At 76.5% G+C, this 13082-nt stretch carries 14 protein-coding genes; all 14 read right to left on the reverse strand.

Features of this window, described 5'->3' with window-relative positions; translation table 11 throughout:
- Positions 1 to 3: 3 nt before the first annotated feature.
- Entirely contained in the window at positions 4 to 480 is a 477-nt protein-coding gene (locus O7598_RS12060; protein ID WP_269691417.1) for a hypothetical protein, read from the reverse strand.
- Positions 477 to 1397: a hypothetical protein gene (locus O7598_RS12065; RefSeq protein WP_269691418.1), complete on the reverse strand. Its 921-nt coding sequence runs from the start codon at positions 1395 to 1397 to the stop codon at positions 477 to 479. The genes O7598_RS12060 and O7598_RS12065 overlap by 4 nt, the downstream gene beginning before the upstream one ends.
- Positions 1394 to 2074 (reverse strand): phage tail protein, encoded by a 681-nt coding sequence (locus O7598_RS12070; RefSeq protein ID WP_269691419.1) that lies wholly within the window; start codon positions 2072 to 2074, stop codon positions 1394 to 1396. The genes O7598_RS12065 and O7598_RS12070 overlap by 4 nt, the downstream gene beginning before the upstream one ends.
- Positions 2055 to 4697, reverse strand: a complete 2643-nt coding sequence (locus O7598_RS12075; protein WP_269691420.1) for a putative baseplate assembly protein — start codon at positions 4695 to 4697, stop codon at positions 2055 to 2057. Before O7598_RS12075 ends, O7598_RS12070 begins: the two co-directional genes overlap by 20 nt.
- Positions 4694 to 5143 carry a GPW/gp25 family protein gene (locus O7598_RS12080; RefSeq protein WP_269691421.1) on the reverse strand — a complete coding sequence of 150 codons (450 nt, stop codon included), beginning with the start codon at positions 5141 to 5143 and terminating at the stop codon, positions 4694 to 4696. Before O7598_RS12080 ends, O7598_RS12075 begins: the two co-directional genes overlap by 4 nt.
- Positions 5140 to 5478 (reverse strand): hypothetical protein, encoded by a 339-nt coding sequence (locus O7598_RS12085; RefSeq protein ID WP_269691422.1) that lies wholly within the window; start codon positions 5476 to 5478, stop codon positions 5140 to 5142. Before O7598_RS12085 ends, O7598_RS12080 begins: the two co-directional genes overlap by 4 nt.
- Complete coding sequence (locus tag O7598_RS12090; RefSeq protein WP_269691423.1) at positions 5478 to 7049, reverse strand: phage baseplate assembly protein V; 1572 nt, start codon at positions 7047 to 7049, stop codon at positions 5478 to 5480. Before O7598_RS12090 ends, O7598_RS12085 begins: the two co-directional genes overlap by 1 nt.
- Before the next feature lie 66 nt (positions 7050 to 7115).
- Positions 7116 to 7877: a CIS tube protein gene (locus O7598_RS12095; protein WP_269691424.1), complete on the reverse strand. Its 762-nt coding sequence runs from the start codon at positions 7875 to 7877 to the stop codon at positions 7116 to 7118.
- Entirely contained in the window at positions 7877 to 8161 is a 285-nt protein-coding gene (locus O7598_RS12100; protein ID WP_269691425.1) for a hypothetical protein, read from the reverse strand. The genes O7598_RS12095 and O7598_RS12100 overlap by 1 nt, the downstream gene beginning before the upstream one ends.
- A gap of 1456 nt (positions 8162 to 9617) precedes the next feature.
- Positions 9618 to 10100, reverse strand: a complete 483-nt coding sequence (locus tag O7598_RS12105) for a phage tail protein (protein ID WP_091055932.1) — start codon at positions 10098 to 10100, stop codon at positions 9618 to 9620.
- A gap of 1 nt (position 10101) precedes the next feature.
- Entirely contained in the window at positions 10102 to 11358 is a 1257-nt protein-coding gene (locus tag O7598_RS12110) for a phage tail sheath family protein (RefSeq protein ID WP_269691426.1), read from the reverse strand.
- A gap of 16 nt (positions 11359 to 11374) precedes the next feature.
- Positions 11375 to 12058, reverse strand: coding sequence for a carboxypeptidase-like regulatory domain-containing protein (locus O7598_RS12115; protein WP_269691427.1), 684 nt, complete (start codon positions 12056 to 12058; stop codon positions 11375 to 11377).
- Entirely contained in the window at positions 12055 to 12663 is a 609-nt protein-coding gene (locus tag O7598_RS12120) for a glycine zipper family protein (protein WP_269691428.1), read from the reverse strand. The genes O7598_RS12115 and O7598_RS12120 overlap by 4 nt, the downstream gene beginning before the upstream one ends.
- A gap of 14 nt (positions 12664 to 12677) precedes the next feature.
- The gene (locus O7598_RS12125) at positions 12678 to 13019 is read right to left on the reverse strand and encodes a hypothetical protein (protein ID WP_091055940.1); all 342 of its coding nucleotides are present in this window, start codon (positions 13017 to 13019) and stop codon (positions 12678 to 12680) included.
- Positions 13020 to 13082 lie beyond the last annotated feature (63 nt).

The following is a 13082-nucleotide window of genomic DNA, read 5'->3' on the forward strand; positions in this document are numbered from 1 at the left end:
CGGTCAGGACCGGGCGACAGTGACCGTGCACCCGCCACCTCCCGGGCACCGCAGGACCACCTCGGTCTCCCGGTCCACCGCCACCTTCGCCACCGTCGCGCCGTCCGGCCCGGCGGTGACCTCGTCGGTGACCGTGACGTCCGCGTCGCCGGGGGCGCGGGCCGTCACCTCGAACGGCGTCGCGCCGCGCAGCACCAGCGTGCGCAGCGCGCCCGGGTCGGCGACCCGCAGCCGGCAGGTGGCGCCGAAGCCGACCACCACCCCGTCGGCGGTGGCGGTCGGTTCGGCGGCCGGCGGTACGCACGCCACGGTCACCGTCGCCGGGTCCACCGCCCCGGCGCCGCGCCCGAGCCGGGCCAGCGGGCCCGGCCCGGCGGACGGGTCGCCCGGGCCGTCGCGCTGCCCCGCCACGGCCACCACCCAGAGCACCACCAGCAGCACGGCCAGCGCGATCAGCAGCACCTTCTGCCGGCCGCTCATGGTTGGCCGACCGGGGTGAACCGGACCAGGTCCACCCCGGCGAAGTAGGAGTCGGTGCCCTGGGTCTTGCTCACCGCCACCAGCGTCAGCTCGTGCGCGCCCCGGGTCAGCTCCAGCGTGGCCACCTCCGGCTCGTCGGTGACGGCCACGGTCGGGCTGAAGCCGAAGAACGTGTCGCCGACCTGCTTGCCGTCGACCAGCCAGATGGTGTTCGCGTAGTCGGGCGCGGTGGTGCGCACGGTGGCGAACCGCCAGGTGCCGTCCGACGGCAGGTCCACCCGCACGGTCACCCGGTCGCCGACCGCCTTGCCGAGGAAGAAGAGCTGCTTGTCGCCGGACCAGGTCACGCCGCAGCAGTTGTCCTGCGCCACCACCTCCGCCTTGGCGGCGGTCTTCGAGGTGACCTGGGCGCCGGCGACGAGCGTCTCCGCCTCCACCGTCACCGGCCGGGCCTGCGGCGTCGGCGGAGCGTCCGGCCCGCGGGTCACCAGCCACACCACCACGCCGGTCACCACCAGCAGCAGCACCGCCGCGGCGGCCAGCCACGGCCACGGCGAACGCTTCGGCGCCACCACCGCCCGAACGTCGTAGGTCACCCGGCCACTGGAGCGGGAACTCTCCTCCGGGGCGGTGTTCGCCGAGTACGCGAACCCGGTCATGTCGTAGCGCCGGGGCGGGGTGCCGGCCGGCACGGCGAGGCGGACCAGGACCGACACCGAGCCCTGCCCGGGCACCACCCGCTGCGGCTCGGCCACCGTGAACCAGGCGCGCTGGCTGCCCTCGCCCGGTGCCACGTCGAACACCACGGTGTCCGGCGCCGCACCCGGGTTCGACACGGTGAAGGTCAGCTCACCGGCGTTGCGGGCGTCCAGAGTGAACTGCTCGGCGGCGGCGACGACGGTCCATTCGGTGGTCATGACGGCTCCTCGGGCGGATCGTGGGGCGGGGGCGGGGGCACGTGCGCCCGACCGACCGCGCGCACCGGCTCCGCCGTCGGCGGCGGCGGTTCGGCGGGCGGCGGCGGTTCGGCGGGCGGCGGCGGCTCGGCGGGCGGCGGTTCGGCGGGGGACGGCGCGGGGTCGGCGACGTCGTCGGCGGCGACCACCTCGACGGTGACCGCGGCCGGCTTCTCCGCCTCGACGATCCGGGTGACCAGCGCCAGCCGGTCCGCGGCGGCCGGCGGCACGCGCACCACCAGGTGGAACGGCCGATCGGTCGGCTCGTCCAGCACGAACCCGGTCACCCCGGTGGCCAGCTCCAGCGCGGTACGCATCCCGTACGGCGTGCCCCGCCAGCGGGCCAGCAGCGCGCCGTGCGCGACCAGGTCACGCAGCCGGCCCAACGGCAGCGGCAGCGGCGCGTCCGCGCGCGGCGCGGCCACCACGTGGTCCATCGCCACCCAGCGGGTCAGGTACGCCACGAACCCGTCCGGCGTCCGGTACGGCCCGAACAGCGCGTCGACGTCGGCGAGCACCGCCTCGTCCGGGGCGTGCAGCGCCTCCATCACGTCCAGCAGCGCGCCCAGCACGCTGCCCGGGCCGGCGGCCCGCTGGTAGGCGGCCGGCAGCAGCCGCTCAATCGCCGTTCGACGCATCCTGCCGCACCACCTCGATGTCGTGCTCGCCGGAGCAGAGCAGCCAGGTGCCGGGGACGGTGACCACGTCGGCGGTGGACTGGTTGGCGCTGGCCGTCCAGTCCTCGCCGTCGCCGCTGCGATAGACGCCGCGCTCGCCGCCGGCCAGGACCAGCCGGTCACCGCTCCCGGACGGCGCGGTGGCGGCGATGGCGTCCACCGGTGAGAACCGGGTCCGGTCCCGCAGCGGCAGGCCGCAGTTGACCGACACCGACCGCCACTGCGGCTGCCCGGCGAGGGTGTCCAGCCGGACCACCCCGCCGCTCTGCGTGGCCGCCAGCGCCAGCGGGCCACTGAACGCCAGGTCCCGGCAGGTGCCGCCGATCCAGCCGGCGGCCATCGACTGCCACTGCACGTCCGACTCGAACAGCCGGGTCCGGTGGCAGCCCTGGCCGGGCTTCTTCGGGTGCGGCTCGCCCGCGCCGCACCACAGCAGCGTGGCCGGGCCGTCGTACTGCACGGCGAGGACCCGGTTGTCCACGTTGGCCAGGCCGACGTGGCCGAACGTGCCGGGGCGCCCGGCCGCGGTGGACAGGTAGACCCCGAAGCCGGCCTGCGCGGCGACCGCGACCCCGGGCGCGCCGCGCTCGGAGACGAACGACCGCACCGCGTAGAAGCCCCGGTCGGCGTCGGCCGGGTCGACCAGGATCTGCAACGGCACCGCGCCGGGCAGCAGCGGCACCTCGTAGAGGCCGGCGTCGGTGGCCAGCAGCAGCGCGCCGGTGCCGTCCCGGTCGATCCAGGCCAGGTCCCGCACCCCGGCCTCCAGGTCGGTGAGCAGCGCCCAGGTCTCGCCCAGGTCGGTGCTGAGCCGCACCCGGGAACCACCGGCGTCGCGGGCCGTCACCACCGCCACCGAGCCGGCCCGGGGCACCACGCCCGGGCGTACCGGGGCGGGGGCGGGCGCCACCCGGACCACCGTCTCGTCGTCGAACCGGCCGGCCGGCTCCCAGCCCGCGCCGGCGTCGGTCGAGCGGAACAGCACCGGTCCGCGCCCGGCGTACCAGGTGTCGGGCTGGTACTGGTCCACGGCGACGGTGCGGACCTGCGCGTCCGGCGCCTCGTCGACCACGAAGCGCACCGACTCGACGTACCGCACGCCCGGCTCGGCGTGTTCCAGCATCCGGTAGACGTTGGAGGCGCGCAGCGGCTCGCCGAACGCCCAGCCGGTCGGGTTGAGCGGCGTGGGCAGCGGGCTCAGCGTCTGGTGCAGCCGGTCGTGGATGCGGCGGCGGACCGCGTCGACGTCCTCCTCGCGGCGCACCACCACCCGGGCCCGCACCGAGACCGCCTTGTAGCGGGCCCAACCGGCCCGCACCGCGGTGCCCAGCGCGCGCCGCCGCTCCAGGTCGGCCTCGACCCGACGGCGGGCCTCCTCCACCTCGTGCTCGCGCAGCACCGCCACCGGCAGCCGGCCGCCGGGGCGGGCCGCCTCCGGCACGTACGGCACCAGCACCACCTCCACCTCGCCCGGCCGGGCGAAGCTGTAGACCGTGGCCCGGGTGAACGCGCGGGCCCGGGCCACCGCGCCGGAGCCGGTGGCGAGGATCTCGAAGTCCCGCGCGGTCACCGCGCGCTGCTGCGCGAAGAACTCGTACGGCCCGCGGGCCAGCACCGAATCCAGCGACTCCAGCTCCCGACCGCCGGTGGCCGGCAGCGGGTTGTCCACCTTCAGTCCCGGCAGCGGGTCGCGCAGGCTGGTCAGCACGCCGGCGGCCACGTTCCCGGCCGGCCCGCCGCCGCACCGGTACCAGAGCCGCACCTGCCGCCCGGCCGGCGGCACCGCCGCCACCGTGGTCGCCCCGGCCGTCCCCTCGTCGGCCGGGGCGCTCCCGGTCCCCGCGTCCGGTCCGGTCCCGGCGACCGGGCGCAGGTCCAGCGCCGGGGCGAACGTGACCACCCCGGACGCCCGGTCCACCAGGTAGACCTTGGCCTGCGGGCCGAGGCCGGCGAAGCTGTCCACCGGCCGCCAGATCTCGTACGTGCGGCCCTCGTGCTCGCGGGCGGCGGCGCCCAGCTCCACCGAACCGGCCGGCACCTCCACCCCGAGCAGCAGGTCCAGCGCCTCGGTGGTGCGGGTCAGCGGCGCGCGGGCCGCCCGGAACGTCTGCCCGGGCTGGCCGGTGCCGGTGCCCAGCAGCTCCGCCTCGACCGGCTCGCAGTGGTGCACGCGTACCGTCACCTCGGTCTCGCCGGCGGGCAGCACCACCGGCTCGGTGGTCACGAAGACGACCGGCCGGGGGTCGGCGCCGCGGGCCGCGGCGACCCGGGTCCCGGCCGGCACCCGCACCGCGGCGCGGTCCGCGCCGGTGCGGGTCAGGCGCACGTCCGCCCAGGCCGCCGCCGGCGGGTGCCGGGTCGCGCCGAGCAGGTTCAGGAACGCGACGTACGCCTTCTCCGGCAACTGGTTCAGCCGGTAGATCATCACCTCGGTCAGGTAGGCGAACGCCTCCAGCAGCGCCATCCCCGGGTCGTGCGCGGACAGGTCCGTCCAGTCCGGGCAGGAACGGCGGATCCGTTCCCGCGCCTCGATGACCAGGTCGAGGAAGGCGCGGTCGTCCAGGTGCGGCACCGGCAGCGTCATGACGTGGCCTCCTCGTCCGGCCGGTCGCCGGGGTCGTCGTCGGGCGGCAGCAGGTCGACGGAGAACACCAGCTGGCCGGGGGAGAGGCTGGCCCGCACCCGGTAGTCCAGCCGGATCACCAGGCGCCACGGGTCGTCCGGGTCCGGCCCGGCGTCCACGTCGAGCACCTCCACCCGCGGCTCCCAGCGCCGGATCGCCTGCCGCACGTAGTGGATGGCCAGCCCGGCGGTGGTGTCGTCGTTCGGCGCGAAGACCAGCCGGTGCAACCGCGACCCGTATCCGGGACGCATCAGACGCTCGCCCGGGGTGGTGGACAGCAGCAGGTACAGCGCCTGGCGTACCGTCTCGTCGCCCTCGGTCATGGCGAGCCCGCCGGCGGCGGTCAGCGCGAGACCACCGGCGCGACCGGCGTCGAAGCCGGCGCCGACGAAGCGGAACGCCCTCACCGGTCCGCCCCCAGGAACATCTGCCGCGGGTCGCGGACCTGGTGGTGCACGGTGCCCGGCGGGGTGCCGTCGGTGAGGCCGTCCAGGTGCGACAGCACCACCGGCTGCCGGTCCACCCGCACCCAGGCGCTGTAGCCGACCGTCACGGTCATCGTGTGCAGGCAGGGTTTGATCGTCGGGCCGTAGTTCGGGCAGGCGGTGATGTCGCGTCCCTCCGGGTCGGGCCGCACCAGCGCCGGCACGCCCCGCACGGTGACCCACTGCTGCGACGGGCGGTTCGTCACCCGCCCGTCGTGCCCGCAGGTGATCAGCGAGTCGCGGTGGATCCAGCGCATCAGCCACCTCCGGAGGAACGGGCGAGGGTACGGGCCTGGGCGGCGGCGGTCTCGGCGTCCTCGGCCGCCGGGGCGTGCAGGAAGTCGACGGTCTTCGCGCGCACCACCATGGCCCGTCCCGGCGCGGAGAGCACCAGGTCGCCGGCGGCGTGCACGGTGGTCAGCTCGGGGCGCAGCTCGACGAAGCTGCCCGCGTCGGTGGCCAGCCGCAGCGTGCGCCCGTCGTCGTCGATCACGATCGACTGCCCGGTGCCGGTCCGCATCGACCACCGCCGGGACCGCCCGGAGACGATCCCCGCGTCGTAGGGCTCGACCGCGCCGAACAGCGAACCGAGCACCACGCCCGACGCCGGCTCGCCGCCGGGCAACGCCACCAGCACCGTGTCGTCCGGGTCGGGCAGCGCGACGATGCCCTTGCCCCGGCCCGCGCCCGGACAGAGCACGGCCAGCCAGCCGGCGTCCAGGTCCCCGTACGCGGGCAGCGTCACCCGGGCCCGGCCCAGCCCGTCCGGGTCGTCGACGTCGGTGACCGTGCCGAGCGTGACCGTCGCCGGCGGGGGCGCGGCCACCGGGGGCGGCTCCGGCGGGGCGGTGGAGAACCGGGTCAGGTGGCCGTCCGCGTCGACGGTGTGCACCACCTCGGTGAGCACGTACACGCCGGCCACCGGCTCCGGGACGCCGGCCAGCGCGATCCGCCGGCCCGGCCGCAACGCCGGGTCACCCTCGGCGGTGCCCTCGGCGGTGACCAGCGCGGCGACCCGCGCGTCCAGCCCCGCCTGGGCCAGCGCGGCCAGCTCGTCGTCGCTGCGCGCCGGCTGGTCCACCGCGGTCCGCACCCCGTCCGCGCCGACGTCGCCCGGCTCCGGACGCAGCGGGATCCGCCGTCCGCTGCGCGCCTCGCCGGCCCGCTGGCCGAGCGCCTCGGCGCGCTGCGGATGCCAGCCCAGCGCGGCGCACTCCGCGCCGGCCCGGTCCAGGTTCTCGGTGACCCGCAGCGCGTGCACGTTCTCGCCGAGGGTCAACGGCACCGGCTCGCCGTGGCCGTCCAGGGTGAGCAGCCGCAGCCGGTCGGAGTCCACGGCCAGGTGCAGCCCGGCCCGGCCGGCCACCTCGCACAGCAGCTCCAGGTCGGTGTGCCGGTGCTGCAGCAGCCGCTCCAGGCGCGGCCCGTCGGTCTCGGCGGCCACGCTCAGGCCCAGCCCGGCGCACAGCTCCGAGGCCAGCTCGGCGGCCGTCACTGACTCGAACACCCGCAGCTCCTGCCGCTTACGCAGCCGGTGCAGCTTGTCGTAAGCCCGGATCCGGAGCAGCGCGGCGCCGTCACCGGCGTACTCCACCTCCACGGCGGTCACCTCGCCGGCGAACAGGGCGTCCGGGTGGCCGTCCAGGCGCACGTCGAGGGCGGCGCCGGGGCGTACCGCCGGGTCGAGTGCGCCCGCGCCGGGCGCGGTGGCCAGGGCCAGCTCGCACTGCGTCGGCCGGTCCAGGCGGGCGGCGACCCGGATCCCGCGCAGCCGGGTCGGGTCGGCCAACGGCCGCCCGTCCACTGTCACCGTCGCGGCCCGGCTCACGGCGTGCCTCCCGTCGTGGTGTGGCCTGCGGTCACGGCGTGCCTCCCGTCGTGGTGTGGCCTGCGGTCACGGCGTGCCTCCCGTCGTGGTGGCGGCCTCGGGCGGCGGCGTGGTGGCGCCGATCGCCGGTACCGCCAGCGCGGTGCCGGCCGGCACCGCCAGCGGATCGGTGATCCGGTTGTGCGCGGCGAGCAGCCGCCAGCGCAGCGGCGACCCCAACGCGTCGTGCGCGAGCAGGTCGAAGCGGACCCCGGACCAGCCCGGCTCGGCCGCGCCGTCGGCGGCGGCGACCACCGCGGAGCCGGGTGCCACGGTGGGGGTGCTCGCCGTGGCCAGTTCCTCCTCGAAGCCGGCCTGGGCCGCGTCGGCGGTCTCCGCCACCCGGACCAGCCGCAACCGCAGCCAGGAGCGGCGCGGCGTGCCGGTGAGCGTGAACGCGTCGAACCGTTCCGCGATCGCCGCGATCACGCCCGGGACGTTCCAGGTCTTGCCCCAGACCAGCCGCACCAGCGGCGGGCGGGGCCAGCCGTGCTCCACCGCCGAGTTCTCGGCGAGCATCCACAGCGGCCGGGTCAGCGCCCGGACGTCCTCGGGGCGGGCCGGCGACTCCACGAAGTCGACGTCGAAGAGCAGGTCCAGCACCAGCTCGGTGCGCCCGCCACCGGTGAAGACCAGCGGGTCGTCGGCCAGGCCGGCGCCGGTCAACGGCCCGTCCGGGCCGCCCCGGGGCCGGACCCCGGCCAGCCGGGTGACCTGCACGGTCTCCGGGTTGAGCAGGCAGTCGACCCGGGTGCCGGACTCGTCCACGAGGAAGGCGACGCGTTCCATCAGCCACCCGCCTGTTCCCGGTCCAGCCGGTTCTCCCGCCAGGTCGCGCCCGCGACCGCCGGCCGGGGCGCCGGCTCGTCGGGCAGCGCCGGCCACGGGTCCCGGTGTGCCGCCCCGATCTCCGCCGCCGGCCGCGTCCCGCCCACCCGTCCGGTGCCGCGTGACCCGACGCCGGCCTCGTCCGGCAGGGTGGGCCACGGACTCGACGGACGCCGCCGGCCGCCGTCGTCCACCGCGCTCGCCGCCGGCTGCGTCGCCCGCTGCTGCCGTGACGACAGCGGCACCCGGCGCTCCCCGTCGGGCGACCGGTCGTCGGCCCGGTGCCCGGCATCGGTCCGCGCCGGGTGACGGCCGGTGTCGCCCGACCCGTCGGCCGCCGCCGGACCATGCCGTGCCGGGGCGAACGAGAGTGGACGGACGCCCGGCCACCCTCCCCGGTCCGGCCCGGCGGTGGCGTCGGCGCGGCTGCCGTCGGGCGGGCCCGCCCGCTCACCGTCCCGGCCGAGCCGTCCCGTGCGCCGTAACGACCACCCCGCCCGGCTGATCCCCGGCGACCCGTCTCCGCCGGCCGCTCCGGTCGCGTCGGCCCGTCCCCGTCTGCCGTGTCCCCCGGACGGGCCCGGCCCCGTGGAGCCACCCGGCCCGACTGCGCCGTCGGTTCCCCCCACTCCGCCCGGTCCGGCCGGGTCACCGGGACCCGATGTGCCGGCGGGACCGACGCGCCGTCCCCATGGGCCGGCCGCTCCTCCTACGCCCCGCTCCCACGCGTCGGCCGGTCCGCGTCCGCCCGACCCGCCGCCATGGCCGGGTCCGCCCGACCCGCCGCCATGGCCGGGTCCGCCCGACCCGCCGCCATGGCCGGGTCCGCCCCACCCGCCGGCATAGTCGGGTCCGCCCGACGTGCCGGCACGGCCGGGCGCACCCGACGCGCCGGCGTGGTCGAGTCCGCCCGACGTGCCGCCCGGTCCGGCGGCGGCGGGCCCCCACGTCCCGCCCGGCCCGTCGACGCCGTCGGTTTCCCACGCGCCGCCCGGTCCGGTTCCGTCCCGCCTCGGCGTGCTGTGGCGGGTCGGAAGACCACCCCCGTCTGTCCGCGGGCCGGCGCCGCTGGCCGGTCCGACCTCGGGCGCGCGCCGGGACGACGCTCCGGTCGCGCGACTCCTGGCGGTCCGGCCCCACCACGCCGGTCCGGCTCCGGTCGGCCGCGGTCCTGTCCGGGACGGGCGCGGGCCGGCGCCGTCCGGTCCGGCGAACCCCGCGGCGATCCACGCCGACACGTCGTCCGCGTCGGAACGCACCGCGTCGGCACCGGAACCGCTGAATGGGACACCCGTCCCATCAGCCGGTACGGACGGGAGATCTTGGTAGGAATCGGCCCCCAGGAGGGCCCTTTCGTACCAAGATCTCCAGCCGGCGCCGTCCCCCCGCCACGCCCGCCACAGCCGGGCCAGCCGGCCCGCCACCGACCGGTCGGTGACCAAGGAGTTCGTGTCGGCGGCGTGGCCGCTGTCGACGTGGACTCCTTGGTCACCGAGAACGGGCGAAAGGTGGGGCAGGTCGTGCAGGAGGCCGGGGGCGTGCGCGGCGACCAGGCGGAGCCAGTGCTCGGGTGGCTCGCCGGGGCGGCGCGCCGGTAGCTCGCCGGCGAGTGTGGACCGGCTCCCGGCGGGTGCGGAGTGGGCGGGGGCGCCGGGGGCGGTCAGGCGGTCGGCGGTGGCCCGCAGGGCGCGGGCCAGCCGGTCACGCGGTCGCCGGGGCGGCCGCACTGCCGGACTCCAGCTCCAGTCCCTCGTACGCCAGGGTCAGCGCCTCGATCGCGATCTCCTGGGAGAGGGTGTTCAGGTGGGCGCCCCGCCACCGGGTCGGCCAGGCGTTGATCATGTTCCAGCGCAGCACCTCGGCGGTGCCGGCCGGGTCGAGCAGCACCACCGACACGTTGCGCCGGTTGACAGTGCCCTTCGCCGCCGCGTTCACCCAGTCCCACAGCTCGCGGGCGTTGGTCAGGCCGAAGTGCAGCGTCACCGGGGCGTACTCGACCTGCCCGGGCACGGCCCGGATGCGCTCGTTGCCGGCCTCCCGGTAGGCCAGCGACGGAATCGCCACCTCGAAGCCGCTGACCTCGGTGAAGTGCCCGTTGGTGACGCCGTTGATGAGCAGCTTGAAGTGGTACGCCCGGTACGGGTCGACGGGTGCGCCCGGCTGCGGCGTCGCAGTGGTCGGCATGTCAGCCTCCGATCGTCTCGGTCTCGGTGCCGCCGGCCCACTGGCTCAGCTTGAACACCACGAACTCCGCGGGCTTGACCACCGCGATGCCGATGTGCGCGACCACCATCCCGGCGTCGCGGACGTCGGCCGGGTTGGTCTCCTCGTCGCACTTGACGAAGAACGCCTCCTCCGGCGTGCGGCCGAGCAGCGCGCCGTCGCGCCACACCCGGGTCAGGAACGCGCCGATGTCGCGCCGGATCGAGCGCCACAGCGTGAAGTCGTTCGGCTCGAACACCATCCAGCGGGTGCCGTTGGCGATCGCCTGCTCGATGGAGATGGAGAGCCGGCGCACGTTCAGGTAGCGCCACTCGCTGGCCTCGGCGGCGAGCGTACGGGCGCCCCAGAGCCGGATGCCCTCGCCGGCGAAGAACCGGATCACGTTGACGCCCTTGGGGTTCAGCACGTCGTGCTCCGGCCGGGTCACCCGGTACGCCAGGTCGACCGCGCCGCGCACCGGCTCGTTGGCCGGCGCCTTGTGCACCCCGCGCAGCGCGTCGGTGCGGGCCCAGATGCCGGCCACGTGCCCGCTCGGCGGGGTGAGCACCAGGTCGCCGCCGAGCGGGTCGCGGACCCGGATCCAGGGGAAGTAGAAGGTGGCGAAGTCGGACTGCCGGGGCCGGTCACCGCCGGTGCCGGGCGGCTCGTCGTCGGCGTCCTTCGGCGTACCCTCGGCGGGCTTGTCGGGCGAGGCGGGCTTACCGGCCGACGGCCCCGACGCGGGCTTGGCGGGGGTGGCGACGCGGGTGAGCCGGGAGACGTCGGCCACCTCGGGCGGCGGGTCGCAGATCGCGACCATGGTGCGCAGCCGCTCGGCCATGCTGATCAGGGCTTCGTGCGAGACCGGGTCGTGGTAGCCGGGCGCGGCCAGGATGGAGATCTCGTCGATCGCCTCCAGCACCTGCAGCCCGCCGCGCCGCCCGCCGGTGCCGGTGAGCTGGCCGCCCTCGCCCACGTTGACCACCCAGCAGCGGGTGCCGCCGTTGTCCAGGAAGCCGAACACGGCCCGGGCCAGCGGCGTGCTCTCCAGGTGCTCGCCGTCGGCGTAGAGGCGCAGGAACTCGGTCCAGCTGTTGACCGCCAGCGGCCGGTCGACGTGCGCGGTGCGGTTCGGCGCGACCCCGACGAAGGCGGCGGTGCTCGTGCCGACCGGCCCGATCGGGCGGGCCCCGGAGGGCACCTCCTCGACGTAGATGCCGGGGGAGAAGTAGGTGGGCATCGGTCCTCCTGGGGAGTCAGTCGGGGGCGTGGACGACGACCAGGTCGTCGCCGGCCGGGTCCAGCTCGGCGGTGTGCACGCGCCCCCGGCCGACCAGCCGGATCCGCACCGGACGGTCCGGTGCGTCGGGGTCGTGCGGCACGCCGACCAGCCGGAACCGGCCGGCGGCGTCGGTCTCGGTGGCCTGGGCGGTGCCGACCAGCTCCACCCGCATCGCGGCGAGCGGCTGGTCCTGCGGCCCGACCACCCGGCCGTCGAGGGTGCGCATGTCGAGCTGCCGCAGCCGTAGCGGCTGCCGCACCGGCGGCGCGGTGGGCGTCGGCCGGTCGATCCGCGCCGGCACGTCGAGCAGCAGCGCCGGTCGGGGCGCCACGCCGAGCGCCCGCCACAGTGCCGGGTCGCCGGCGTCCAGCACCAGCTCCGGCCGGCCGGTGCCGGTGGTGGCCGCGGCGAGCACCCGGTCCAGCGCCGGCAGCGCCGCCGGCCCGCCGCCGCTGACCAGCAGCCGGAGCACGAACCGGTACGGTTCGCGCGCCGCGCCGCCGGTCGCGGTCTGCCGGGCCGGCCGCAGGTCCAGCGGCCAGACCGTGAGGCCGCCGTCCGGGTCGTCGCGTGGCGGGCCGACCGGGACGGGCTCACCCGCCGCCCCGGCCAGCCAGGACGTGACGTCCGCGACGGCCGCCTCGATCGCGCCTGTCATCGCGGCGGCGTCCCCTGGATCCGGTACGCGATGGCCTCGTTCCAGACGTGCGGGTAGACGCCGATCTCGAAGTAGCGGGTGAACCGGTTGATCGGCGCGTTGGTGTGGTCGTGCCAGAGCAGCCACACCGGGGCGATGGTGAACAGTGCGTAGTTGAGCGCGACCAGCGGCAGGTAGAGCGGGCCGAGCAGTCGGGCCTGGAACACGTGCACGTCCTCGTGCCGCTGGATGCCCGGGCTGGACCCGGCGCAGACGGTGCCGATGGTGGTGGCGTAGCGGGGCGAGACGCCCTCGACCACGTTGACCCGGCCGCTGCCGGCCGAGACGACCCGGTCGAGCTGGTGGCCGAAGACCAGGTGCAGGGCCAGGTAGAGCGCCCCGGCGAACGTGTTGAGCAGGCTCCACGTGTGGTCGACGACGAAGAGGAAGATCCCCTTCGCGTCGGCGCCGTAGGTGCCGGCGGAGGCGGTGGCCCAGCCGAAGGGCGCGCCGACGAGCAACCCGACGACCGCGCCGACCAGCAGGCCGACGGTGCCGGCGGCGAGCTGCCCGAGGACGGCGCCGAAGACGACCTGGACGGCGGCGCTGAGGATGCCGAAGACCATGACGGTCACCTCTCTCAGACCCAGGAGCGGACGTAGCGGGGCTCACGCCCCTGGGCGAGCTGGGTCGGCGACGCCTGCGTCGCCTGCCGGTTGCCCGGGGGCAGTTGGTTGATGCCGAGCGCGGCGGAGAAGATGACCAGCCCGTTGAAGAACGCGATGATCCACTTTTCCGGGCCGGCGTCGGCGAACGCGGCGGTCAGGTAGGAGAGCAGGAGCGCGAAGCCCAGCGCGATCCACTTGCGCGCCTTGTCGCCGCTCGGCCCGATCAGGCCGCCGATGACGTTGGTGGCGAGCAGGGTGGCGGCGCTGGCGCCGGTCAGACTGCCCAGAGCGGCCCAGGTGAAGAGATCGTTCACGGCGATCCCCCTTTTCGACGGTGCGGTGGTGCGGCCTCGGGTGGGATGGTGCGGCGGCCCGCG

It is taken from the genome of Micromonospora sp. WMMC241 (assembly GCF_027460165.1).
GTDB lineage: Bacteria > Actinomycetota > Actinomycetes > Mycobacteriales > Micromonosporaceae > Micromonospora > Micromonospora humi.